The organism is Sulfitobacter sp. SK025, from assembly GCF_003352105.1.
Taxonomy (GTDB): domain Bacteria; phylum Pseudomonadota; class Alphaproteobacteria; order Rhodobacterales; family Rhodobacteraceae; genus Sulfitobacter; species Sulfitobacter pontiacus.
Map to the genome: position 1 here is coordinate 42,008 of NZ_CP025812.1, position 24,548 is coordinate 66,555.

General features: G+C 54.1%; 21 protein-coding genes and 7 pseudogenes. 16 read left to right on the forward strand and 12 right to left on the reverse strand.

Features of this window, described 5'->3' with window-relative positions; genetic code table 11:
- Positions 1-72: 72 nt before the first annotated feature.
- Positions 73-651, forward strand: a complete 579-nt coding sequence (locus C1J04_RS18440; protein ID WP_083779669.1) for a hypothetical protein — start codon at positions 73-75, stop codon at positions 649-651.
- Between the two features lie 17 nt (positions 652-668).
- Here the strand turns inward: C1J04_RS18440 and C1J04_RS18445 are convergent, their stop codons facing one another.
- Positions 669-1,121: a helix-turn-helix domain-containing protein gene (locus C1J04_RS18445; RefSeq protein ID WP_083779670.1), complete on the reverse strand. Its 453-nt coding sequence runs from the start codon at positions 1,119-1,121 to the stop codon at positions 669-671.
- A 413-nt stretch (positions 1,122-1,534) separates the two neighbouring features.
- Between C1J04_RS18445 and C1J04_RS18450 the strand changes: the two genes are divergently transcribed.
- From C1J04_RS18450 to C1J04_RS18460, 3 genes and pseudogenes are all read left to right on the forward strand, one after another.
- The gene (locus C1J04_RS18450; RefSeq protein WP_254693900.1) at positions 1,535-2,266 is read left to right on the forward strand and encodes a DUF3800 domain-containing protein; all 732 of its coding nucleotides are present in this window, start codon (positions 1,535-1,537) and stop codon (positions 2,264-2,266) included.
- A 107-nt stretch (positions 2,267-2,373) separates the two neighbouring features.
- Positions 2,374-2,481, forward strand: a pseudogene (locus C1J04_RS19635) (type II toxin-antitoxin system HicA family toxin); the annotation flags it as partial.
- Positions 2,478-2,810, forward strand: a complete 333-nt coding sequence (locus tag C1J04_RS18460; RefSeq protein WP_009827370.1) for a type II toxin-antitoxin system HicB family antitoxin — start codon at positions 2,478-2,480, stop codon at positions 2,808-2,810. The pseudogene C1J04_RS19635 and the gene C1J04_RS18460, both read left to right, overlap by 4 nt.
- A 103-nt stretch (positions 2,811-2,913) precedes the next feature.
- On the opposite strand, the gene C1J04_RS18465 is transcribed toward C1J04_RS18460, so the two are convergent.
- The 3 genes from C1J04_RS18465 to C1J04_RS18475 all read right to left on the reverse strand — a co-directional run bounded on the left by C1J04_RS18465 (position 2,914) and on the right by C1J04_RS18475 (position 5,270).
- Complete coding sequence (locus C1J04_RS18465) at positions 2,914-3,198, reverse strand: hypothetical protein (protein WP_162797854.1); 285 nt, start codon at positions 3,196-3,198, stop codon at positions 2,914-2,916.
- A 189-nt stretch (positions 3,199-3,387) separates the two neighbouring features.
- Positions 3,388-4,662, reverse strand: a complete 1,275-nt coding sequence (locus C1J04_RS18470) for a hypothetical protein (protein ID WP_009827368.1) — start codon at positions 4,660-4,662, stop codon at positions 3,388-3,390.
- A 287-nt stretch (positions 4,663-4,949) separates the two neighbouring features.
- On the reverse strand, positions 4,950-5,270 hold the full coding sequence (locus C1J04_RS18475) for an ArsR/SmtB family transcription factor (RefSeq protein ID WP_009827366.1): 321 nt from the start codon (positions 5,268-5,270) through the stop codon (positions 4,950-4,952).
- Between the two features lie 94 nt (positions 5,271-5,364).
- Here C1J04_RS18475 and C1J04_RS18480 point away from each other — a divergent pair, with 94 nt between their 5' ends.
- A complete protein-coding gene (locus C1J04_RS18480; protein WP_198009229.1) occupies positions 5,365-6,687 on the forward strand; it encodes a pyridoxal phosphate-dependent decarboxylase family protein in 1,323 nt (440 codons plus the stop codon).
- Positions 6,688-6,845: 158 nt separating this feature from the next.
- A complete protein-coding gene (locus C1J04_RS18485; RefSeq protein WP_009827364.1) occupies positions 6,846-8,198 on the forward strand; it encodes a DUF6880 family protein in 1,353 nt (450 codons plus the stop codon).
- Positions 8,199-8,378: 180 nt separating this feature from the next.
- Here C1J04_RS18485 and C1J04_RS18490 read toward each other — a convergent pair whose 3' ends face one another.
- The 3 genes and pseudogenes from C1J04_RS18490 to C1J04_RS18500 form a co-directional block, all read right to left on the reverse strand.
- Positions 8,379-8,651 (reverse strand): hypothetical protein, encoded by a 273-nt coding sequence (locus C1J04_RS18490; RefSeq protein ID WP_009827363.1) that lies wholly within the window; start codon positions 8,649-8,651, stop codon positions 8,379-8,381.
- A 16-nt stretch (positions 8,652-8,667) separates the two neighbouring features.
- Positions 8,668-9,342 (reverse strand): annotated as a pseudogene (locus C1J04_RS18495) (ISNCY family transposase); the annotation flags it as partial.
- A 67-nt stretch (positions 9,343-9,409) separates the two neighbouring features.
- On the reverse strand, positions 9,410-9,970 hold the full coding sequence (locus tag C1J04_RS18500; protein ID WP_037955014.1) for a recombinase family protein: 561 nt from the start codon (positions 9,968-9,970) through the stop codon (positions 9,410-9,412).
- 134 nt (positions 9,971-10,104) lie between these two features.
- On the opposite strand from C1J04_RS18500, the gene C1J04_RS18505 reads away from it, so the two are divergent.
- Positions 10,105-13,080, forward strand: a complete 2,976-nt coding sequence (locus tag C1J04_RS18505) for a Tn3 family transposase (protein WP_037955028.1) — start codon at positions 10,105-10,107, stop codon at positions 13,078-13,080.
- 56 nt (positions 13,081-13,136) lie between these two features.
- Here C1J04_RS18505 and C1J04_RS18510 read toward each other — a convergent pair.
- The 4 genes and pseudogenes from C1J04_RS18510 to C1J04_RS19735 form a co-directional block, all read right to left on the reverse strand.
- Positions 13,137-13,487: pseudogene (locus tag C1J04_RS18510) on the reverse strand (ZIP family metal transporter); the annotation flags it as partial.
- Positions 13,488-13,489: 2 nt separating this feature from the next.
- Entirely contained in the window at positions 13,490-13,942 is a 453-nt protein-coding gene (locus C1J04_RS18515) for a DUF411 domain-containing protein (RefSeq protein ID WP_009827359.1), read from the reverse strand.
- Positions 13,943-13,962: 20 nt separating this feature from the next.
- A pseudogene (locus C1J04_RS19640) lies at positions 13,963-14,427 on the reverse strand (M23 family metallopeptidase); the annotation flags it as partial.
- Between the two features lie 57 nt (positions 14,428-14,484).
- A pseudogene (locus C1J04_RS19735) lies at positions 14,485-14,958 on the reverse strand (SCO family protein); the annotation flags it as partial.
- A gap of 178 nt (positions 14,959-15,136) precedes the next feature.
- Here C1J04_RS19735 and C1J04_RS18525 point away from each other — a divergent pair.
- The 8 genes and pseudogenes from C1J04_RS18525 to C1J04_RS18560 all read left to right on the forward strand — a co-directional run.
- Positions 15,137-15,565, forward strand: a complete 429-nt coding sequence (locus tag C1J04_RS18525; protein WP_009827357.1) for a MerR family transcriptional regulator — start codon at positions 15,137-15,139, stop codon at positions 15,563-15,565.
- 55 nt (positions 15,566-15,620) lie between these two features.
- A complete protein-coding gene (locus tag C1J04_RS18530) occupies positions 15,621-16,235 on the forward strand; it encodes a cation transporter (RefSeq protein WP_009827356.1) in 615 nt (204 codons plus the stop codon).
- A gap of 195 nt (positions 16,236-16,430) precedes the next feature.
- Positions 16,431-17,339, forward strand: coding sequence for a cation diffusion facilitator family transporter (locus C1J04_RS18535; RefSeq protein ID WP_037955040.1), 909 nt, complete (start codon positions 16,431-16,433; stop codon positions 17,337-17,339).
- 43 nt (positions 17,340-17,382) lie between these two features.
- Positions 17,383-17,551 (forward strand): annotated as a pseudogene (locus tag C1J04_RS19835) (integrase core domain-containing protein); the annotation flags it as partial.
- A gap of 187 nt (positions 17,552-17,738) precedes the next feature.
- A complete protein-coding gene (locus C1J04_RS18545; protein WP_114865786.1) occupies positions 17,739-18,329 on the forward strand; it encodes a L,D-transpeptidase in 591 nt (196 codons plus the stop codon).
- 83 nt (positions 18,330-18,412) lie between these two features.
- A complete protein-coding gene (locus C1J04_RS18550) occupies positions 18,413-18,994 on the forward strand; it encodes a L,D-transpeptidase (protein ID WP_009827352.1) in 582 nt (193 codons plus the stop codon).
- Positions 18,995-19,210: 216 nt separating this feature from the next.
- Positions 19,211-20,560 carry an efflux transporter outer membrane subunit gene (locus tag C1J04_RS18555; RefSeq protein ID WP_083779674.1) on the forward strand — a complete coding sequence of 450 codons (1,350 nt, stop codon included), beginning with the start codon at positions 19,211-19,213 and terminating at the stop codon, positions 20,558-20,560.
- Positions 20,561-20,571: 11 nt separating this feature from the next.
- Positions 20,572-20,760: pseudogene (locus C1J04_RS18560) on the forward strand (transposase); the annotation flags it as partial.
- Positions 20,761-20,783: 23 nt separating this feature from the next.
- Here the strand turns inward: C1J04_RS18560 and C1J04_RS18565 are convergent.
- Positions 20,784-23,738, reverse strand: coding sequence for a Tn3 family transposase (locus C1J04_RS18565; RefSeq protein ID WP_009827350.1), 2,955 nt, complete (start codon positions 23,736-23,738; stop codon positions 20,784-20,786).
- Positions 23,739-23,878: 140 nt separating this feature from the next.
- Here C1J04_RS18565 and C1J04_RS18570 point away from each other — a divergent pair, with 140 nt between their 5' ends.
- The gene (locus C1J04_RS18570; RefSeq protein WP_009827349.1) at positions 23,879-24,448 is read left to right on the forward strand and encodes a recombinase family protein; all 570 of its coding nucleotides are present in this window, start codon (positions 23,879-23,881) and stop codon (positions 24,446-24,448) included.
- Positions 24,449-24,548: the final 100 nt, after the last annotated feature.

A 24,548-nucleotide genomic window follows, 5' to 3' on the forward strand; every position in this document is an offset into this window, starting at 1 on the left:
AGTCAATATGATATATTGCAGAATTTAACAAAATGCTAAACCATAGGATGAAACCTAGCAAAGGAGTCTCCGATGAAACGACTTATTTTGTCAGCATTCTTTGGTGTTTTGACGACGCTCAGTTCGCCCCAGAAGGCGCAGGCCTACGATATAGACTGTGCGATTATGCTCTGTATGGCGGGTGGATTTCCTCCGAGCGCGGTCTGCGCGCGAGCTTATCGCACTATGATCCGCCGCATCACCCCGTGGCCCAGCCGACCGCCTTTTGGGATTTGCACCTTCGCTGCAGTGCCCGTTGAGCTTGGTGGTCCGGGTGGGGAAGGCGAGGTTGATACGAACCTGCCAGAATACGAATGGCTCAATCGCACCCATGTGATTTGGTTCACAGGTCGGTCCTACACGCCGCGTGACGATCCAAGGCAGTGGGATTGGAGTATTCGATCCTGTGACCGCGAAAACAGAACCTGCCGATACATCGCGCGGGTTTACGGATCTCACAGCCGTTGGCCGAGTTCATTTGTGTCCGAGAGCGGCCAAACCATTTTGCTGCCCGTTGGGCGGAGGTTTGGGAACTTCTACTCACGCGATATCATGGTCGAATATGGCGACTATGAAGGAAATATGGGCCATTCAGATTGGTTTTCATACTGAGCAGGGATCTGCGTTGATTAAAGCGGTGTGCAAGGTTTGAGGATGACGGCAGACAAGTCGACCTTCTTAGGATCGACCAGCCAACGGCGAACGGTTGATCCGTCATTCCAGCGATAGTCGATCAGTACGAGGAAAAGATTGCCCTGACGATGCTCAAACCCTTCTTGAAATGGCGCAGCAAGCAGCTGTGAGCGTCCAGACTCCTTTGGATCATCTGAGGTTTCGTCATTGACGGTTTTTGCTCTCATACTGGGGGTGATCAAAATTGGTTCGATCAACTCAGATGGATCGACATCAAGTGCCAAAGCTAACTTCTGCAAGGTTGCGATGGTCGTGGAGTACTTCGAACGTTCGAGCTGGCCAACATAGCCCCCGTCAAGCCCCGCCTTAAGTGATAGGGCCTCTTGGCTAAGGGACTGAAGTCGCCTTAGATTTCTGATATTTGTACTAACTCGATCTCGTAAATCCATGCGAGATCAATGGCTTGATTTTTGCAGGTAGTGCGACGGAGTATACTACAGATTCCGACGGTTCGAATGTTTTTAGCCGCGGGATCGATTTCACCAAAAAGCCTGAGTTGGTCGACCCAAGAATGCTCTATGTCTATTGGGGGCAGCAATAGTTGTCTCTCGCTACGTTCGAGCCGATGTCGTCCGTGGTTGCAGTCAAGACTGTGCCTCTGGTCGGGGTCACAAAAGCGTGTTGGCGCACTCATAGCGCTTCAAAATTGAAGCGGGTTGTCCCTCGCAGACTTCAAAAAGCTTGACTTTGGAACGCTGAACCCTCATGTAAAGGATGAGGCGCAAGCTTGTATTGCCCTCTTTCCGAGGCCCACGCGTAAGCGTGGGTTTTCGTGTTTGTGGAGATATGTTTGACTTACATAGTGTATTTGGACGAATTTGGACACATCGGACCATACGTTAGCCGAACAGATCCACGTCACAATGATAGTCCTGTCTTTGGTTTAGCCGGATTCGCGTTACCGATTGACCAGGTACGCGGGTTCGGGACTTGGTTTTTTCAACGCAAACAGGAGCTCCTTGCCTTTGAAATCGCTCGGGCAGGGCAGCATGCGGCGGTCTGGGAAAAGAAAGGGGCGAGCCTTTACACTGTAACCAACGTTACAAAATATGCCGAACTTCGCCGTTTCACCTTCCGATTGTTCAACAAGATTGATACGTTAGGCGGCTTTTTGTTTCATGTCGGCGGTACAAAACCTCACCCGCCAGGAGAACATAATCCGAACCAACTATATCGCATTGTGTTGAGAGAGGCGATCAAGCGCCTAAACCAGCACTGTGAGGAAGACTGTGATCCGAATGAAAATTTCATTCTGACGCTTGATGAGCATGATCAGCGTGACGCGTTGATTACCGAGGCTGCCATAGCGATGTACAATCCAGCCGAGCCTAGGCGCTGCCTAATTGAGCCACCGTTCCAGGTCGAAAGTCACCGCTATCAAACGATGCAGGCTGCAGATTGGATTGCAGGACTTGTTGGGCGCCTTGGTGCGGTTTGGAAAGCACCTCTAGAATATCCAGAAAATGAAATCTTCCGGACATACTTTGAAGACCGGTTCAATCAAAAGTCGGTTCGAAGTGGTATTCGCGGTTAGGTCGTGATGTCAACTGAGTTTGCTGCCATTTGCACCACCGCGATCTCGTAAACTCATGAGGGATCAATGGCTTGTTTTTGCCAAATATTTCAACGGAGCATGATATTGATTCTGTGGTTGCGACGTTTCATTGCCCACACCCTGCCAAGGAAGCCAAACGCTATCAGGTGCGCGCCGCTCGCGCATTCTTGGAACGGATCGGAGTAACGCCATGACCAATATTATGACCTACAAAGGCTATTCGGCCCGCATAGAGTATGATGATGAAGATGGCATTTTCACAGGCCGTCTCGCCGGTATCAGTGATGGTATTGGCTTTCATGCTGACACGGTTGAGGCGTTGCGGGAAGCCTTTCATGAAGCGGTTGAAGACTACGTTGAGACTTGCGCAAAGGTCGGCAAGGAGCCGCAAAAAGCATTCTCGGGTCAAGTCATGTTTCGCGTCGATCCCGAGGTACACCGCAAGGCGGCACTCGCGGCGGAGTTGTCTGGCAAAAGCCTGAACCAATGGGCCGAAGAAGTTCTTGGTCGCGCGGCGGAGTAAATGAAGACACTGAACATCGAAGTGTCGGGATTGTGGGTAACGCGCTGCTCGCCCGACGGGGCGGGACATTGGCCACCAGACTTACTGCTGGGTATGCTTAGATTTAAGTATCCAGCGGAAGTCTCACGGTATCGCCCTCAACCACGGGGAAGGAAATTTTGGTGAAACCGCAGTCGGTCAGAAAAGATACGATTCCCGTCACGGTTTTGAACTCACGAATGGAAATTTCACCTGCCATCCTGGAGCGCGCCGTGACCAACATTTGCGTAGTCCCATCGGAATGTTCTGCGTGCATCGTCCAAACTCCAAACCATGATGATGCTTTGCGCGTTGGCGATACGTTGCATGTAATGATGAGTTTCGAACCCGTCTCAAGGCGCTGTTTCAATGCGACCTCTGTTAATACATTGGGTGTTTCTGGCGGGTTCAACGGCAAGATTCAATCCACTCCCAATCTGTCAATAATGCTTTATTGTACCAATACCGATCCCGAAGGCAAGCTACGAAGGGGGCTATCTGCCCCCGCGCCAGTGGCGCTCCGCCGAGGATTATTTCGAGGAAGATAAAGGTAGGTGTCCTATCCTTCTGCGTCGTCCGAAGTAAATTCGATTTCGATGGTGCTGAACGGCTCTATACGGGTCAGACCATCGTTTCCGATTGACGCTTGGATAATATCAAGGGCTTTGCTTGCTTCGGTGTGAAAGTCTCTGCCATCACCCGATTGGGAAAGAACGTCGCGTAGATCGAGCCTGATAGTGAACACCATTTCGCCCATGTCGATCACAACAACTTCGTGATCCATGTTGCGTATCGACGGCTCCGACTTGGCGAGTATCGAGCATAGTTCAACCATAGCTTCGGGGTGCAACGTTAAGCCGGTCTGTTTTTGGGTTTCAAAAAACAGGGCAGCGATGAAATTGTGAGATACAAAGCGAGTGTCCTTCACGGCCCAATCGTTCAGGAAATCAGCTATGTATCCTTCTTCAGCACCGACCAGTGCCGCATATCGGTCGCGGCACGCCTCACGCATAGCGCCTTCGGTTGGGTAGGATGTTGCGAGGGCGGCAAAAAGTGTCTCGGCAAGTGTATGCGGATCAATGGTGTCATCGTCATGGCCGGACGCAAAACCGACAGGGATTTTGGTTTTGTTTGGTCCTTCGATGTATGGGGCATCTTCGCCAAATGAATCGCAATATCGTAACGGTTCGTCAGCGAAGCGTTCCACAAGTTCCGAACCACGACCAGCGCGAACAGCTTTGATCCAGATATGGCGAGTAGCATTGGAGACTGATTTAGTTCGGAACCCGATCAAGTAGTAGTTCTCATTTGGGTCAAATTCGACTTGCCATTGGTTACCCTCAACAGCTTTTGCAAGTTCATTCGCGAACAATGCTTCGTCCTGGATGGTGAAAAATTCTGTTGGCTTCTTTACTGGCTCAAGGCCCCAATACTCATACCAATGATAGTCGGGGTCATGATGTTCTGGCAGCTTATCCGCGCCGTAGACGTGGATGGAAGCAAGACGACCGATAATTGCACCAATGACGTGATCTTGCCAACCAAGGGAGGGCGGCAAGCCTTGCTCGGCAAGACCTTCAACTGTGAAGGTGCGCAGGTAGATTTCGTCGATCCCCTCGTCTTCATCTTCCGCTTGGCGCTCGTCGCAAAACTCGACAACCATATCATTCGTGAACCGTATATGATCATACAGTTCCTCCAAAACCGGACCCGGCACTAGCAGTTTATCGCTGTCCCATTTCTTGATCGTATCGAGCCGAGTGGAAAAAATGTTGGATGCGTCTTTTTGGGAAAACCCAAGGTATTTGCGCATGTAAGCGAACCGATTATCCATAGCGATAATCCTCCATTTGTTGTTGCAACTGGACTTGAAACCAAAAGCCAATGGACCAATCCTCCGGCTGTTTTGAAGCGTAGTTGTCTTCTGTGGACGGAGCAAGTGGTTCAAGGGCCATCTGCATTTGGTCTATAGGGCAAAGAGGCTAGCCTAGCCTGGCGGGGTGGTCGGCAAGGGCGTGATTAACTCACCCAAAATTGAAAACCGGACCTTCGCGCACAATGCAGCGAAACAGGAAAAAGAGCCCATTTTACCAGATGCTGCATGTTGGACCAACGACCGCTTCAAAGATTAAGGTCTGTGCCAAGCTGTGCCAGCGCACGTTCTAGCCGGTCGCGATTAGGCTTGTAGAAGACCCAGTTCTTGATCTGTTTAGACGCCACCAACTCAGCTTCAGCCAGAACTTTCATGTGGGAGGTCACTGTGGGTTGGGTCAACCCGATCTTCTGGGTGATAAACCCGACACACACGCCGTCTTCGACCAAATCGCCGTCTCGTTGCGCCGGAAAATGGTCTGTAGGTGACAAAATCCACTTCAAGATTTGAAGCCGGTTTTCATTTCCGAGTGCTTTCAGGACGGCAATGGTTGACGGGTCAGCAGCCATATTGATAACTAACTATATTGATTCTTGTCTATGGAGATATATCGTGTCTGACCTATTATCGCAATCGCAACAGGCCCTTCTAATGTCTTCGGATATGGCAAACAGCTATTTGAAGTCGATTGGCGAAAGAGACGTGATCGCGTCAGAGCAGGCGGTTGCTGCGCTTAGCGGATTTGAAATGGATATTCCGAACGGCCCCAGTGATCCCAAAGACACTCTCAATATGCTTGATAGCCTTGGGTCGCCTGCCACTACCGCTACGACAGGCGGACGGTTTTTCGGTCTCGTTGTAGGGGGTACACTACCGGCCACCTTAGGGGCGCGGGTTTTGTCAACGGCATGGGATCAAGTGGTGTTCAACGATGCAACTAGCCCAATTGGAGTTAAGCTGGAACAGGTCGCCGCAAAGTGGCTTCTAGATGTTCTCGGCCTTCCAGAACATAGCTCGGTTGGATTCGTTACCGGGGCCACGATGGCCAACTTCACATGTCTTGCTGGTGCGCGACACGCATTGCTTGAGAAACAAGGTTGGGACGTTCAAAAAAAAGGCCTTTGGAACGCTCCGCGCTTGCGCTTAGTCGCGGGTGAACAAAGTCATGTGACCGTCCTTAAAGCGCTCACAATGTTGGGCGTTGGCACGGATGCTATCGAATGGGTGCCTTGCGACGATCAAGGTCGGATGGACATTTCACAGATGCCCATACTGGATGAGAACACGATCATTCTTTGCCAATCTGGCAACGTCAATTCGGGGGCAAGCGATCCAATCGCGCAGATCTCAGCACAGGCCAACGGAGCTTGGGTGCATGTTGATGGTGCTTTCGGCCTTTGGGCCGCTGCAAGTGAAGCAACTCGTGATCAGTTAACTGGTTTTGAAGAAGCTGATAGCTGGGTTGTGGACGGTCATAAATGGCTCAACACCCCCTACGAATGTGGGTTGGCGATCTGCAAGCACCCCACAACGATCCATGCCGCAATGGCTACACAAGCGCCGTATTTAAAGGTTGGCGGAGCAGCAGCGCCGAAGGACATGGTGCCTGAATTTTCTCGTGCAGCAAGAGGTGTCGAAGTTTGGGCAGCTTTGCATTCGCTCGGTCGTGAAGGACTTGCGGACCTTATCGACCGCACGTGCCAACATGCACGTTCCTTAGCTGATGGGCTACGTGGGCAAGGCTTTGAAATTCTGAATGACGTAGTGCTCAATCAAGTCGTTGCGACTCTACCAATCTCTGAAGGTTGGTCTTCAAAGTTGGCTGCACATGTTCAACGCAGTGGAGAGGCATGGTTCGGACCGACCAATTGGCAGGGACGTGAAGCGATCCGATTTTCCGTTTCGTCATGGATTACCTCCAAAGATGATATTCAGCGGACTCTTGACGCGGTTTCCAATGCAAGATTGAGCGTCGAAAAGACGTAGAGCAGGCATTGGCGCAATCGCAGCGAAAGCCCGCTTCGTCCCGCACTGTGTCAGTTCATGCGCTATGCAGCGAAGGGCAGGTCTTCCCAAATCTGCGATGATGTTAAACTTGGGGAGGGGGCTGGCATTCGAGCTAATTGTTGAACTAAATTTCCGGTATGGCTTCGAAAACAACATTGAATGCAAAGAACCTTGCAGCGCTCGGCGCTGAGCGGTTGGCCGACCTTCTTCTTGAGGTCACCAAAGGCAATGCTGGCGCTAAGCGGCGACTGAGGCTTGAGCTGGCAAGCGAAGCCGGCTCCGGAGATGTCGCTCGGGAGATTAGCAAGCGGCTCAGCGCCATTGCGAGATCGCGGTCGTTTATTGACTGGCAGGGCCGCAATGCCTTCGCGGCTGACCTAGACATACAGAGACGCGCCATCGTTTCTCAAGTTGGGCCAGTCGATCCAGCAGGTGCGTTTGATCTAATCTGGCGGTTCGTGGCTCTTGCGAATGGGGTCTATGAACGTTGCGATGACAGTACCGGCAAGGTGCAGTCAGTTTTTCACAAAGCCTGTGAAGACCTGATCGATCTGGCCGAGGTTGCCGCGCCGAATCCGCTTGGACTGGCAGATCAGTTACTGGAGGCCCTGACGGATGATGATTATGGGCATTATCCAGCTTTGATATCAGGTCTTGCTTCAGTCTTAGGTTCAGAAGGATTGCAGCACCTTAAAGCTGGGATCACCGCTTCGGGAATTGATCTGTCGGACAACTACGCGCTGCGCATGGCGTTGGAACAGATTGCGGATGTTGAAGGAGATGCAGACGCCTACATAGACCAACAAAGTGATCTGGAACGAAAGGCGCCACAGGTTGCCGCTGAAATAGCTCGCCGTCTTCTTGAAGCGGGGCGGGTTGAGGAAGCATGGGAGGCCATCAATGCGCCCGATGAGAAAGATCGCGGATGGATACCCTATGAGTGGGAAGCGACACGGATCAGTGTGATGCAAGCGATGGGGCAAACCGAAGTGGCTCGGGATTTTATGTGGGCGTATTATGCTCGCAGCCTGAACGCTGACCATCTGCGCGCATGGCTTGGCGGGCTACCAGATTTCGAAGATGTTGAAGCCGAGACGCGAGCCCTTGAACACGCGTTAGGTTTTGAGAGTTTCACGAAAGCGCTCCATTTTCTGATGACCTGGCCCGCGATTGAGCAAGCAGCAGTTCTGATCATAAATCGTGCTACAGAGATTGATGGGCACCACTATGAGCTTTTGGGGCCAGCGTCCGATGCCCTCGAAGATCGCCATCCACTGGCCGCCACACTTTTGAAACGCGGCCTGATCGATTTTGCGCTGCAAAATTCGCGGGTCAAACGTTATCGTCATGCAGCGCGTCACTTGCGAGAGTGCAAGAACCTAGCGGCTAGAATTGACGACTTTGAACAATTCGAAACGCATGAGACCTATCTCGGTGGCTTGGAACAGTCTCATGGGAAGAAGACATCATTTTGGGGGGCGGGTGCTTAGTATTCGGCTCGGGAGAATAGTCTGGCAAAGCATGTGTTCATATGTTGTTCTTGTAAACGCCATTCAGAAATGTCACCGATTGCGCAAAGCAGAAGTGTCACCACGGGCGCTAACGGTAGCAAGGCTTAGCAGCCCGAAGACCTCATATATCGCAGGGTTGGTAAGCCTTGCGGGGTCTGGTTATAGACCAAGCTTGCGGCGCTCTTTCTTGTTGTAGAAGGCTTTGATGCCTTCATCGCGCACGAGCTCTTCGAAGGCGCGCCAGGCGAGGACATCGCCAAAGAAGGGCGGGCTGTCGGAAATCGTCAACGTGCCGAACTGGTTCTCGACGGACAGGATCCAGCCAGGGTGGATGTTGGTCTTATAAATCTCGACGTCGAGTTGATGCCCGTCGATGGTCACGATCTGTGTGTAATCGGAGAATATTATATCTGGGTCGTCTTCGGTATCCATGCTACCAATCTTGGGGCTATTCCGCCACGTGTACAATCTTCTTCTTGGCCCGTGATCCTGACGGCCGCCCAGGCGTTTTACCGTTTGGCTTGTAGCCCATCTTCTCAGAATTTGTCCTGACTGGATATTTTGGCGGCGCCTTATCTTGCATCTCTTTGATATGTTCGAGCACGGCACCAAGGCGTTTGTTGTCGGTAATGGCGGCATGTGTCACGCGCTGATCCATGTCGAAGATATTGTAGGGCAGGGAGCGGCCTTTTGAGCGCACTTCGAACCGACCATCCACAAACGCGTAGGTGTCGACGTATTTGCCGACTAGCCCGCGCGTGGTGTCACTCTCCTCAAGCATGATCCGCTTGCGGTCATAGGAAAACGTCAGCTGTTTGCCGACATAGCGTGTATCGCGCCAGCAAAGCACATCATCAAGCCGATCTGGTTCCACATTGAGGGCGCGGTGCAGGTTGTCAGGCTTTGCTGGGGCTTTGGCAAACTGCGCGTTAAAGCGTTCTTTGAAGCCTTGCAAATAAACGTTTCCAGCATCCATGTCTGAGATACCTGCCAGCCGCAGTTCCTTGACCAGCCGATCTTGCAACGTCCGGTTGGCGCGCTCAACGCGGCCTTTGGCCTGGCTGCTGTTGGCGCACAAAATCTCAACGTTCAGCTGGTTCAGGGCGCGCCCAAACTGAGTCATAGGGGTCACTGCATAAAAGTGACGTTATCGTCCGGCTCGTGCGAACTTTACGGGAACATTCGCGGTTTCAGTCGGGTTTCTGACCTCTGAGGGCATTGTAGAGGCTTGTTTTGCTGATTTTGAGGCGCGCTGCGGCCTCTCGGACGGTCAATCCATCGCTGATATGGGCTTTGGCTTGCTCCAGCTTCTTGAGCGTGACGACAGGCTTGCGCCCTCCTTTTCTGCCGCGCGTTGCAGCAGCCTTCAATCCGGCCTGCGTGCGCTCGACAATGAGGTCACGCTCAAACTCGGCAAGCGCACCGAACAGATGGAACACCAAAGTGCCGCCGGTAGTTGTTGTGTCCACGCCTTCGGTCAGGGATTTGAAGCCAACACCGCGGTCGCCGAGGTCTGTCACTGTTTCCACCAGGTGCTTCATGGAGCGGCCCAGACGGTCGAGTTTCCAGACCAAAAGCGTGTCGCCCTTGCGCAGAAAGGCCAGGGCATTATTCAGGCCAGGGCGTTCGGCTTTGGCGCCGGAGATGACATCTTCAAACACAGTTTCGCAGCCCGCAGCTTTGAGCGCATCCACCTGCGGTTCCAGCTTTTGCTCAGTGGTCGAGATCCGCGCATATCCAATCAGAGCCATGAAGATAGCCTTGTCCGTTTTCCTGTCCATAAATCAACTTGTCCGACTTCCCGTTGTCAAGCCATATTGGCGGACGGAACGGGTCGTTCCGCCTAACGAGCGTTTCACGGACTTGGGACAAAAGAGGGTATTTTATGGCACGGCGACAAATATTGACGGCAAGTTTTTGGTCTCGGCTGATGGCACCACCCTCGAAGGATCGAGAAGTCGCGATGTATTGCACGCTCACCCCGGATGAGATCGAGGTTGTCGCCAGAAAGCGAACAGCTGCTGCGCGTCTGGGCTATGCCGTATCATTGGCTTATCTACGCCATCCCGGGCGGGTTCGTAATGTTGGAGAACAGGCCAACGACGTGATGCTGGCCTTTCTTGCAGATCAGGTTGATGCCAGCGCCTCCGATCTCGCGGTCTATGATCAGCGCCCGCAGACACGACGCGAACATATCGCGCAAATTATAGCTCGGTTTGGATACAAGGCGTTCACAAAACCCCTTGTGCGGGAGTTTGTTCATTGGCTGACACCATCTGCCGGAGAAGACCCGCGGGCCGAGCCTTTGGCAATTTCGTTGATTGAAGAACTGAGGCGGCGACGTATCCTGATCCCGGCGCGCCGTACCGTTGAACTGATTGTCAGGCATGCGATCCGGCGCGCGGAAAATGTCAGGATTTCCGCTCGGACCCGAGATCTGTATCCGGATCACCCCGACGCCCTGCGTGCATTGATTGCGCCACCTGAATCGGGCGAGGTGTCGACGCTGAGCTGGCTGAAAGCAGCACCCAAATCAGCGTCCTCCAAATCCATCAAGGCTGTTCTGGATCGCCTGAAGGTGGTTCGGGCGATCGGCCTGCCCAACAGTTTGCGTCAGAATATCTCGACATCAGCGCTCGACAGATTGGCAGGCGAAGGCTTGCGGATCACGGTGCAAAATCTGCGGCGTATGGCCTTGCCTCGGTTGCTGGCAGTTTTGTCGGCCGCCTGCCTGCGGCTGGAAGAACAGCTTACCGATCTTGCACTGGATATGTTCGACAAATTGCTGGGCCGAAGCTTTCGAAAGGCGGAACAACAAAGTTCCGACAAAGCGTCCAGGCTCCTGATGGACATCATCCGCCCTTTACAGTCACTCAAAGCATTTTGCCGTGAGGCTCTGACTGCCCGCCTGCAGACCGGTGATCTCAACGGAATATTGGACACGGCCAATTGGGACGAGATCGAGAGTGCGACATCCGCAATTGAAACCGCCCTCGGAGACGGAAAGCCCGACAAATATACTGAACTCATCGGAAAATATCAGACCGCCCGCCAGTTTGCGCCCATGATATTAAGGGGTTTTAGCTTCAAAGGTGCGGCCAGCGCTGCCAGCCTTCTGCGCGCGATAGATCTTTTGCGCGTTATGTATGAGGCGAACAAGCGCAGCCTGCCCGACAACCCGCCAACCGGGTTCATCCGGAAGGTTTGGCGCCCATTTGTCTTTCCGGCGCCCGGGGAGGTCAACCGGCGCGCATACGAGCTCTGCGTCTACTTCGAATTGCGTGATCGTCTTCGGGCAGGGGATGTCTGGGTCGCAGGAAGCCGGCAGCGACGCAACTTCGACGATCGGCTCATCCCCAAAGCCACCTTCGAGATCTTGCGTACCGAGGAGTCGTTGCCGATCGCCGCCGCGGCGGATGCAGAAACCTATCTTTCAGAACGGCAACAGCAGATCGAGGAGGCCATGGCCATTGTCGCGGCCCGTGCCGAAGCGGGGACGCTGCCGGATGCCGCCATTCAGGGTGGCACCCTGAGCATCACCCCGGTCAAAGATGAAACACCCGACGCCGCCACGGCCATGAGCCGACTGGCTTATGGGCAATTGCCACAAATCAAGATCCCCGACCTGCTGACAGAAGTGAACGCCTGGACCGGATTTGCGGAGTGCTTCACCCATTATCGCTCGGGCAAACCGGCGACAGATCAAAAGGCGCTGTTTGCCGCTGTCCTTGCCGATGGGGTCAATCTGAGTGTATCCCGCATGGCCGCGGCAACCCACAATCTGTCTGCCCGGCAAATCGCGTGGGCTCATGATTGGCATTTGCGCGAGGAGACCTATTCTGACGCTTTGGCTTGTCTGATCGACATGCAACGCGAGCTCCCTCTGGCCAAACTCTGGGGGGACGGCGTGACATCATCCTCAGATGGGCAGTTCTTCCGGGCCGGTGGCCGCGGTGAGGCCTCTGCAGATATCAACGCAAAGTACGGACGCACCCCAGGTCTCAAATTTTACACCCACATCTCAGATCAGTTCAGTCCGTTCCACTCGACGGTCATCACCGCCACCGAAAGCGAAGCGCCTTTCGTTTTGGATGGTCTGCTTCGCCACCAATCAGGCGTCGCAATCGAAGAGCATCACGTGGACACTGGCGGCGCGACGGATCATGTCTTTGCCCTGTGCTATCTCCTGGGGTTCCGCTTCGCGCCACGCTTGCGAAACTTCAAGGATCGCAAATTGTATCTCCTGCCCGGAATGAAGCCCCCGGCCATCATGACACCCTTCATCGGCGGCACCATCAAAGCAGGTCACATTGTCGACAACTGGCCTGAAATCCTCAGGCTGGCGACCTCCATCAAGGCCGGGACTACCACTGCTTCTGCGATCCTTAAAAGCCTGTCCGCATATCCCCGGCAAAACGGACTCGCAATTGCCTTGCGCGAACTGGGGCGATTGGAGCGGACCCTCTTTTCCCTGGAATGGATGCGCAGCCTTGAGTTGCGAAAAAGAACCAGCGCAAGTCTAGCCAGAGGAGAAGCCCGAAACGCCCTCGCGCGCGGGGTCTTCTTCAACCAACTCGGTGAAATGCGCGATCGCAGCTATGAGCATCAGATCCACAAAGCGTCGGGCCTCAACTTCCTGGTTGCCGCCATCATCCTGTGGAACACCAAATACCTGGAAGCCTCAATCACTGATCTGAGGAAAAACGGAGTAGCCATCCCAAACGAAATTACCAAACATATCGCACCACTTGGCTGGGCCCATGTAGGATTGACCGGGGACTACCTGTGGAACATGAACCCACCACTCAGCTCAGATCGCCTCAGGCCACTTCGGAAACACGAGATACAGGACGCCGCATAAGTTCTCCGTTCGTTCGCACGGCCCGGACAAAAATGACACTTTTATGTAGTGACCCCAGATGCGGCCTCAGGACCTTCGCGCCCTGAACTGAAGTGCTCATGCGGGATCACTTCGTTCATAATGGCAACTGCCCCCATCCCAAGCAGGATCGCAACGCAGACGATCAATGCCGGGATCGCCCCATCCCCGTATCGAATTTCAGCAACATCGAGCGCTGGAATGATCAACGAGAAGAACGAAGCCGCCAGCATCACCCTTGCGGCAAAGCCAAGAGAGATGTCGCGCCATTTTCGCGAGGGAGTGCTGCCAAAGAGAACCGGAACGGCACCGACGGACGTCATAAGACCAGCTGCAAGGCTTCCATAAAAGCCCAAGGCGATAGGAGATAGGGTCGTGAGCGCCTCCATGTTCAATTTGCCGGATAGGAAGAGAATATCTCGGTGCTACCGTCCTTTTTCACCAGAAAGACATCGTAGGCGTCGGAAGTTTCCCCAAAATCCATGCCGGGTGAGCCGATTGGCATACCGGGCACCGCAAGACCGACTGCATCCGGGCGGTCCTCAAGAAGCCGCCTAATGTCGGCAGGTGGCACATGCCCTTCTATCGTGTAGCCCTCGACCGTTGCGGTGTGGCATGAATACATTGAAACAGGGATACCCCGATCCATTTTCAAACGGATCAGTGCTCCCCCAATATTTTCGCCCTCGGGTAAGAAACCAGCGTCTGAAAGTCTGTCCATCCAAGCCACACAGCATCCGCAGCCGCGCGTCTTGGCGACTTGAATGGCCGTCTGGGCAGCGGCGGCCGTTGACACGGTCGCCAGCAGCACGGCGCCAAAGATCAGTTCAATTTTGGGGAACATGCGTTATCCTACTCGATTGTTCATATTTCGTCGCTAAGCGTCGCTGTAAACAGCGCGCGTGTTTTCTCAAGGAGCGCTGACGCACCCGCGGTATCAGGATTTTCTACCGAGGCGATCAGTTCCTTTCCAAGCGGGTTGATCGGCCGGCCGTCTATCCGTACTTCGTAGTGCAGGTTGGGGGCTGTCGCAGTACCTGTCTCGCCTACCTGACCAATGACTTCTCCGGCAAGTACGTGGTTTCCGGTTTTCAGTCCATTGGGTACGGCGCTCAAATGGGCATACCGGGTCATCGTGTTGGAGCCGTGAGATATCTCCACCACTTGGCCATATCCTTTCTGCCATCCAATAAAGGAAACCCTGCCCGGTGCGGTCGCGCTGATTGGCGTCCCTTTAACGGCTGCGTAATCGACACCAGTGTGCATTCGAACGTTGCCGTAAATTGGATGTTTGCGCCTTCCGAAAACCGAAGATATTCGGACGAATTCGCATTGCGGATCCAACAATAGAAAGGACGAAGTATGGCGCATGGTGTAACCATCGGGTGCAGCTTCATCCTCGGTGCGCTGATAACAAATTTTGATAGCTTTAGCAGTATGTTGGATCTGTTCCTGCGGGCCACTTAGCCCGAGGATGTTGGGGCCGAATTGGGGGATATAGCTGGCCAGAACATTGAGCATGTCCCGTTCCGGGTCGACTGTGGTGAAAAGAGGCTGCACGGCTTCACCTTTTGCGCCCAGATCGCCCATTACCTGTGCGATTGTTGCCAAACTCATCGGGCAGTCGTCTGGTGAGTTGGACAATCCGAAGAAGATGAGTATCCATCGACCGCGAAAATCTTCGTCAACCTGCATCATTCCATTGTGGTCAGTTAACTCGAAATCCGCTAATAAACTCTCTGCGACAGACACTCGAGCAGCGGCAATCGGGATCTGGCCACGCTCTGATACCCAAAACCCGCCAGCGATGGCGACGGCTACCGCTACTATGGACCAGAGAGTTATTCGCACCTTTTTCATTGCCAGTTTCGCCCTTTAAAAAAATCACCTCTCGGGTGGGATACAAGCTATAGTCGGTAGAGGTTCAAGCAAAAAGATACTTGATACGATATCATGTCACGACTTTGTGAAACCTCGGTCTTTTCAAGGAAGTTAGATCTTTGATAAGCTACAGTCACTTTAGATTAAAGGAACGCATATGCTGGCAATTGGAACACTCTCGCGGAAGACTGGGACCAAGGTTCAGACGATCCGCTACTACGAACAGATTGGATTGATGAACGAGGCCGGGCGGACGTCAGGTGGGCAACGGCGATATTATGAGAAGGATCTCGACCGGCTCGCTTTTATTCGACACTCGCGTCAACTGGGCTTTTCGCTCGACTCTATCCGCGAGCTTCTGGATCTGTCCGACAATCCATCTCAATCCTGCGTAGATGCGGACTCTATCGCGCGGCGGCAACTTCGCCAAGTCGAGCAGCGGATTAAGCGTCTTCAGGCCCTCAAGAAAGAGCTGAAACGTATGGTTGCTGAGTGCGATGGCGAAAGCGTTGCAGAATGCAAGGTTCTTGAAGTGCTGCGTGACCACTCAGAATGTTTAACCAATCATGATGAAATTGGAGCATAGTGCCTCGCCGTCGACTGCTATATGAAAACGAGAAAAACTGAAAGATTCTAAGGATATGTCAGAACAGACACTCGATTTATCGAATGAGAAAGAGCACCGCACGCTCTGGACCGTTCTTGGCCTCAATATTGCAATCGCTGTGGGATTCTTTGCGACTGGTGCTATTGGTGATTCCAACTCTCTGATCGCTAACGGACTTGATAATACGTCTGACAGCATGGTCTATGGCATCAGTTTGCTGGCCTTGTCCCGTTCATCCAAATGGAAGCGTGGGGCCGCAAACGTCTCAGGGGGTTTGCTTTTGATCTTTGCTGTCGGCATTTTGATTGACGCTTGGAGGCGCTATATCGGCGGTTCCGAACCTTTGGGAACGCTGATGATCTCAATGTCGCTGGTCGCCGCTGCAGTTAATCTGGCCTGTATCTGGCTGCTTGGACGCCTGAAAGAACCGGACGTCAATATCCGGGCTGCCAACACTTTCAGCGTTAACGATTTTGCCTCGAACGGCGGTATTTTGATCGCGGGTGGACTTGTCTGGTGGCTGGGCGGCAATTGGCCGGACCTTGTTGTTGGGGTACTGGTAGCGGCCATTGCTGCATGGGGAGGCATCTCTATCCTGCGGGATGCGCATGGCGAGCACCATAAAGCCATGCATGGAGATCAAACATGACCGCTGCTTGGGTCTATACGCTGATCTCGGCAGCGGTTGTGACCTTGGGCTATCGTTGCGGTCAATGTGCGCCCCCCCCCCGGCCCTACGCTTGTCAGTGCTATCCAGGACAGTGCGGCTGGTGTCAGCTTCCTGCTTGTGCTTTGCCTCGAAGAGGTGATGAAATGAACCAATTTTTAGATAAAAGAAAACCAGATGCCACATGATCACGTCCACATGGAACCCAAGGAAGGGGACCGCCGCGTTGCTATTGCCATTTGGGCGAACGGCCTTCTGACGGTCGCGCAGATTGTCGGGGGGATACTTTCCGGCAGCCTAGCGCTGATTGCGGATGCTATCCACAATTTCTCTGATATGGCATCGCTGGTTATCGCGTTTGGTGCACGCAAAATCGCACGTCGCCCAGCCGACGCCAAGATGACCTTTGGATATGGCAGGGTCGAAATCGTGGCGGCGCTGATTAACTATACGTCACTGATCATCATCGGACTTTATCTGGTTTACGAGGGCGCGATGCGGTTTGCCAATCCGGTGCCGATTGAAGGCTGGACGGTGGTCATTCTGGGTGGGGTGGCCCTGTTTATCGACACGCTTACCGCGATACTGACTTATTCGATGCAGAAAGGCAGCGTGAATATCCGGGCTTTGTTCCTGCACAACCTCAGTGATGCGCTGGCGTCTGTCGCCGTTATCGTTGGCGGTGTTCTGATCCTGCTCTATGATGTCCGTTGGGTTGATCCGGCAATCACTATTGGTATCGCCGCTTATATACTTTGGCTCGCTTTCACCGAGATCGGCGGGCCTATCCGGACACTCATGCTGGGCAGTCCGCCTGACATGGACACCGACGCCGTGATCACCGCCATCGAAGACATCGACGGCGTTGAAGAACTGCATCACGCGCATTTCTGGCAAATGCAGGAACACCAAGCGGCGCTCGATACGCATGTGGTGATCGAGGATGCACGCTGGGACGACCTTGAACGCATAAAAGAGGATATCAAAACCCGCTTGGAAGAGGCGTTCGACATATCGCACTCAACGCTGGAATTCGAGCGAGCACGCGACAAGCACGAGGAGACCATGCGTTATGGGCATGGATGATTTCACACCGCTAGCAGCCATACTGTAAGCTTTGCTTTGACCCGTTGAACGATACAAACGCACAGTCTGCCACGGATGGGTCGACTAATACATCAAAACGGCATTGAAGAGGCCCAGCATTCGCCACACAGTGGCTCCGGATGTACAACAACGACCGTTCGAACATGAGCATCGGTGGCATCACTCCCGCAATGAAACTGAAAATGGCCGCGCAGATTCTACATCCTTGTTCCGTTAAAAACAGGAGGATTACCTTCCAGCCACGCGGCAAAGCGCTGAAGTTCTTGATAGGCTGCCAAAGGGCATTCCACATCACGTTATTGTGATTTTATTGAGATTGAAGCTCTAGCAGGTGGAGGTCTTAAAATAGTTAAAACAGGCAAGATCAGAGGCTTCATCATGATACTGACCAAAGACACATCTATTTCACGTCGCAGTGCGCTTCTTGGGGCGACAGCAAGTGGACTATTTCTCGGAACCGGTACGGCAATCGCGCAAACGACCGAGCCATTTTCGTCACCGTCAGTCCGCCGAAACATTTCATCCTTCAGTACCTCCAATTGGAGGGAGCATTTTGACAACTTAGAGCACGGAGCAATCCTTTGCGATATCGACTCCCGTGCAGTTCAATATTGGTCAGAAGATGAAAGCGTCTACAAACTTTACCCTTCCAGTGTTCCGTTAACAGAAGAACTGACCAAACGTGGGAACACACACGTCATTCGTAAAGTTGAGGGGCCAAGCTGGCGCCCCACCCCTTCAATGAAGATACGCAACCCCGAATGGCCAGACTATTTTCCACCTGGTCCCGATAACCCATTGGGCACCCATGCGCTGTATCTGTCATGGCAATATTACCGTGTTCATGGCACGGGCGACACGCGCAAGATCGGAAGGCAATCTTCAAATGGGTGCATAGGTCTCTACAACGAGCATATCAAAGAATTGTTCGCTTTGGCCGAAGTCGGAACACAAGTGAAGTTGTTTTGATTCATGCACTTTATCTGACTTATGAAGGTACGCCCTCGTGTACCAAGTTCCACTTATCATCAGTCTTTGAAAGCCACCGGCCTATGAAACGAAGAAAATTCCTCCTTTCCGCTGGGGCTGTTGGCACTTTAGCCTGCCAACCAGTGTCAGCTCACATAGTGCTTCCTAAGTATGATTTACCACCAGAATTTTTGCCTCAAGTAGTGACCATACCAGCGGGCGCTGCTCCCTACGAAATACATGTAGTTCCAGGCCAGTTTGCACTTTTCTGGACCCAGCCCAATAATACTGCAATTCGATATACTGTCGGGATCGGTCGCCCAGGTCTTTACGAGGCAGGAGAATTCTACGTAGGGGCGAAAAAAGAATGGCCAAGTTGGACCCCGACTCCTGGCATGTTGCGTCGTGAGCCTCAGAAATATGGCCCACTTCGCAATGGAATGCCTGGCGGTTTGAGCAACCCTCTGGGAGCGCGGGCCCTGTATCTCTTTCAACCGGGTCGCGGTGACACCTTTTTGCGTGTTCATGGCACAAATGATCCAACCACTATCGGGCGCGCCGTATCCAACGGGTGTGCCAGGCTTGTTAACAATCAGATTATTCAACTTTTCAATCAAGTGCCTTTAGACACCCGCGTTGTGCTCTATCCAAATGGCGCGACATGACGACTGGTGCAGGTCCTAAAGTGTGTCTAATAAAAAAAATTTAGTGGCTCAAACACGGCGCAATCTTGGAGTTTTCTAGAACTCGACGGCTCTGAGCACCTCTAGACAAGCTTTTACTTTTCAATTACTTATCTGCTCATAATAGCGTGCTGGGTGAAACATCTCCATCACATCCCCAGCAAATCCAAAAGCTGATCCAATATACAGGAATGACAAATGAACCGTCCCTATCTGCTTTTTATCCTAGCATCCACGGCATTGGTTTCATGTACCGCTGTTGGCCCTGACTATACGCCACCTAAGACACCTTTAGAAACGTCGTTCATTGGCGGTGGCGGGGCTCTTGAAGAGGTCGCGCGCGATGAATGGTGGAAACGGCTAAATGACCGGCAAATGAACCGGCTAGTAGACCGCGGCCTTACACAAAACATCGATATTGCAACGGCTTTACAACGTATCAAAGCCGCAAATACAGACCTGAGGCAGACAGGTACCGCTGGCCAATTCTCAGGTGGACTGGATGCACAGGCGCAAAGAAACAATGGTAACCCAATATCAGGTGATCCCTCTGAAAGTGCGACGTTCGGGGCGAATTACATCCTCGATATTTTTGGTGGTGTTCGCCGTGACGCGCAGCGCGCGGCAGCGGGTGTAGAAGCAGCCAAGTTTGATGCTGGCACTGTCCGGCTTGCTCTGGTTTCCGGTGTTGTTTCCAACTATATTGACGCGCGGTATTTTCAGGAGGCATTGGCTTTAACACGACAGAATATCGCGAGCCTCCGCCGGACCCAGTCCTTGATCAGAGCTCAAGTTGAGCAAGGCGCATTGTCAGAATTAGATCTTGCCCGATCAGCAGGTCAGCTGGACACAGCAATTGCCGACCTCCCTCCGCTTGAAGCCGCATTCGAAGCCCGGGTTTTTGCAATCGCGACATTGTTGGCCGAACCAGCTCAGCCGCTGCTTAAACAGATGATTGCAGGCGCACCACAACCTTATCCTCGCAGCAAGGGGTCAACAGGCGTCCCCGCTAATCTGCTCCGCAATCGTCCAGATGTATTGGCCGCTGAACGCCGTCTAGCTGCCGCAGTTGCCGGAGTAGGTGTCGCAGAAGCAAAGTTGTACCCATCGGTCACTTTATCTGGCTCGGTGACAGCGGCAAACCCGTCAGAATGGTCCTTTGGTCCAGCACTTTCATTGCCCATCCTCAACCAAGGTCCGCTACGCGCTAGGCGAGATGCGGCTATTATTTCAGCCACGACCGCCGAACTGGAATGGCGTGCACAGGTGTTGGCCGCGGTGGAAGATGTGCAAAAAACTCAAAGTGAATTTACACGAAAACAAAGAGAGGTGGCCGCATTGCGCGCTGCTCAACGATCAAGGGATCGTACTCTTCAGTTGAGCCGCAAAGTTTTTGAACGGGGAGAACTGAACTTACCAGACCTGTTGGACGCCGAACGATTTGCAAACGCAGCACGCATATCCCTCGCAGCAGCAGTAAGAGATTTGGCCCAATCGTGGTCAGCACTTATGGTTGCGACTGGTCGTGGATGGGGCGACGTAAGCTAAAATTGGCGTTCTCTACCTTGATGCAGCAGATCAAGGCGCGCTCATCGCGGCACGTGCAGATTGAGTTTCCCGAATTGCGCAAACGATACTGGGGAACGCTATTTTGGGCACGTGGATTCTTTTCGACCACGTCAGGGAATGTCACCGACGATGTCATCCTCCAGGCCCCATCGGAAGGTTTGTGCGTAGGATTACTCTAAGGGAGAACTTTCATAGAACTTAATCACGTTCCCCAGTCTCTTGCTGGTCTGATGTTCAGCGGTCGCGCAATTTTGCGGTCAGCGGCGCCAGAATGCCAATCGAAGTCGCCGGATAGTATGACGTGCTCCCACCCGAGGGGCGAGGTGTGCGGAAGCAGCTTGGCGTCGTAGAGCGGGCTGGCCTGCTCGAGGTGGCTGGCCGCTTTGTCCATGTAGATCGTGTTCCATAACGTGATGGCGGCGATGACGAGGTTGAGCGCCATGGCCCGTTTCTGTTGGGCCGCGTCAGAGCGATCACGAATGCGCCCTTGTGAATGAGCAAATACGGCCTTGGCCAGCGAGTGACGCGCTTCACCCTTGTTGAGACCTGCGTGGCTTTCCATGCGTAGGTCGGCGTTCTCGATCCAGTCGAGCATGAAGAGCGTGCGTTCGATCCGACCGATTTCACCCAGAGCGAGGTATAGCCGGTTTTGCTGGCGGTACGCCCCAAGCTTGCGCAGGATTTCAGACGGTTTGATGGATTTGTCACGTATGCTGGCCGCGAGCCGCATGATGTCGCCCCAATGCTGCCGGATCACCTCTTCGTTGATCGGTTTGCCCATGATAGGCGATAAAGTGGGCCACGCTTTCGCGCTCCCGAAGCAGGTCAACCTCCGGTCCGGAAAGTCGCGCAGACGTGGCGCGAAGGTCATCCCCAACAGATGGAACAGGGCAAAGACGTGGTCCGACACGCCGCCGGTATCTGTGTAGTGAACGAGGGGATCGAAGCTGGCCGGATTGTTCAGGAGGCCATCGAGCACGAAAGGGGCTTCGCCTGCGGTTGCCCCGATGACGCTCGAATGGAACGACCCGTATTGGCCTGACAGGAAGGAGTAGATCTTCAACCCAGGGTCTGGCCCGTATTTGGCGTTGATCACCCCGCTGCCTCGATTGGCGGAGAAGAATTGGCCATCCGATGAGCTATGTTCAGCGACGCCCCAGTGTTGCGCGAAGGACAGACCATGATGGGCATCGACAATGCGGCCCAAGGCATCCGCGAATGTGTCGGGCCGAAGGTACCATGTCTGCGCCCAAGTCAGTTGCGCATGGCTGACACGCGATGAGGCATGGGCCATTCGCTCTAGCCCGAGATTAGTCGCCCCAGCCAAGATCGTGGCCAACACAGCGGCGGGCTCATCGTGATGCTTGCCAGAACGCAGATCAGTGAAGGCGTCGAGGAACCCGGTCTGCGCATTCACCTCCCAAAGCAACTCTGTGATGCGGATACGTGGCATCACGGCGTCAATGGCCCGTTCCAGACGCACCGCAGCAGGTGGTGTCACAGCTTCATGGGGCGTGATTTTCAAGCGCCCGCGCTCGATCCGGACGCCGGTGAGAGCATCGCGCTTCAAGGTGTGGTCCACTTGGTCAAGGCGTTTTGCCAGCGTGGCCCCCCGATCCGCCAGCCATGCTTCCGGATCTGTCTCGAAGCCCGCGTCCCGCATGACGGTTTCCGCCGTGTCCCGGGGCATCAGGTAGCTGTCGAACCGGCGATACTCACGACTGCCATCAACCCAGACATCCCCGGCGCGCAGGCGGTCTCGCAAGGTGGAGACAACGGCGGTCTCGTATACGCGCCGTTGTGGTTGTCCGTCTTGTACGATCAGCGACGGCCAATGCTTGGCCGGGAACGGCATGGGCGGATCATCGGGCAACTTGCGTTTGCCGGTGCGGTTCTGATCACGCAGCAAGGCGATTGCATCCTTGAGATCGTCCCCCGCATCGGTGGCATTGAATTGGAAGGCCTCCAGAAAGGCAGGGGCGAACTTGCGCATATAGGCATAGCGCTCGGCCGCCAGAGAAAGCGGATCACTGGTTGCCAGCTCTCCGAAGCCGGCGATTTCGTCACGCTTGCCCAAGAGAGTATCCCACCCGACATCCGCATCCAGCGCTGCAAAGGGATCTTGTCCCAAGTCTTGTGCGCGGGCCATGGCATCAATGGACGCGCCGAAGAGCTGCATCAGCTTGCCAGCCTGGGTCTTCCCCATACGCCAGACCTCTTCCTGACGATTGCGGGATCTTGAGAAGAGCTGGCCGGTCAGCCGCTCGAACATGGCGATGGTCGCGTCGGTGACCGTGATGGATAAATCCGCCGTCTGTGCCGCGAGCGTTGCAATCCGCCGTCGTTCGCCAAAGTCGTTCAGCAAGCTCACGGGCGCTACAGCGCCCTCGCGGGCGAACTTGAGCAACCGGTCCGGGTGCAGGCCGTGCCCAAGGTCTGGCGGCAAGTCCAATGATCGCAGATATTTCAATCGGTCCAGAAGCGCGGTCATGCTGGCCGGGCTGGTCGAATGCGGAAAGCCGCGCAACCACGTAAGTCGCGTTTGCCCAACAGACGGATCGTTCACCAAGAGCGCCTGCAACTGGGCACGTTGCTCCGGTGACAGAGCATCAAACAGCGCCGCGGCAGCCTCACGCCGGGCGCGTGCCCGCCCCTTCAAGGCGAGGCGCTCAAGCGTGTCCACGCTCGGCAGTACCAGGTGGTGCTTGCGCAGGTCCGCAATCAGCGTCTCAACAATCTTCACGCCATGATCCGTCGCAAAGGCCGCCTTCGTGGCGATATCCTCCGCCATTGCCACATGCGCTTTGGCAAACGGAGCCAGATCCAGATGCTGCAGCGCGAGAGCTTGATGCGCAGCCCGTGTCGCCCCACGGCTTGCATAATTCAGAAGGTGTGACGCCGAGAGATGCAGTTGATCCCCAAGCCAGTCCAAGAGGGCTGCAGGTAATACCACCCCATCGCGCCATCCTTGGCCCGGGTAACGGAGCAGAGAGATGCGGACAGCCAGCCCGAACCGGTTTTCATCGCGGCGGCGCGTGCGGATCAATTCCCGATCTGACGGCGACAGCAGATAATGGCGCATCAAGCCATCAGGGTCTGTCGGGATATCGAAGAGTTCTGCGCGGGCACGGGTGGAAAGCAGCGAGCGAGGGGGCATAGGTGTCCTCAAAACGGTGTTGAAGTTTTCTGGACACGCTTTAATATGAAGACTATTAAATAGACAGATATCGATATCCGGAGGGACGATCTCCCACCTCTTGGGCAAGCGTCCCCAAACCGTTCGTTAAAAGGACGATCATGCCACGCACAGGCGACATCCTCGGATACGCAAGGGTCTCAACCGTCGACCAGGATTTGTCCGGCCAGAAAGACCGGCTGCTGCAAAACGGTGCCATCCGCGTGTTCGAAGACGTGATTTCCGGCAAAACGTTCAACCGGCCCGGTCTGGCAGCCTTGCTTGATCACGCCAGACCCAACGATACTCTCGCCGTCATCCGCCTCGATCGCTTGGGGCGCTCGCTCAAGGAGCTCCTGGAAACCGTCGACGACCTCAAAGCCAGGGAGATCAATCTGATCAGCCTAGAGGAGCGGATCGACACAACATCCGCCGCCGGAGAGCTCGTGTTCCATGTCTTCGGCGCCATCGCTCATTTCGAGCGCCGCCTGATCTCAGAGCGCACCAAAGACGGCCTGATCAACGCACGCAAGCATGGTCGCGAGCCCGGTCGGCCGCCTTTGCCACCCGAAACAATCTCGGCCCTTCAAGACCTCGTCGACGCCGGAAAATCCGTCTCTCAAGCCGCAAAACATCTCGGAATAGGTAGATCAACAGCTTACAAGGTAATCAGAAACAACAGCCACCCGTAGCTGTTCGCTGAAAGTTCCTCATTAGAGTAATCCTACGCAGTAACCTTCCGATGGGGCCTCCAGTATCTGGAATTATATTCCAAACGCGAAACTATCTGCA